Source organism: Enterococcus sp. S53 (assembly GCF_016516865.1).
GTDB lineage: Bacteria > Bacillota > Bacilli > Lactobacillales > Enterococcaceae > Enterococcus_D > Enterococcus_D innesii.
Genome location: NZ_JACVUH010000086.1, coordinates 1 through 227 on the forward strand (window position 1 = coordinate 1; position 227 = coordinate 227).

The window sequence follows — 227 nt, forward strand, 5'->3', positions numbered from 1 at the left end:
AAGGGACTGTGACATAAGTCCATAGAAGAAAACCGCAAGAAATGACGAGAAATCGTTCATTTCTTGCGGTTTTTTGGGTAAAATAAAAAGGAGCACCGGTTGCCGCCAATGCCCCATCATTTAATCCTGAAAGGACTAAACAAAATGTATACTAATTATAACATGAATCAACTCAATTTGGATCTATCTACTTCATTTTCTCCAAAAGAAAATCATGTCGCCGTTTT

At 36.6% G+C, this 227-nt stretch carries 1 pseudogene; it reads left to right on the top strand.

The features are described from left to right. Positions 1-144 precede the first annotated feature (144 nt). Positions 145-227 (top strand): annotated as a pseudogene (locus IAE45_RS19400) (transposase); the annotation flags it as partial.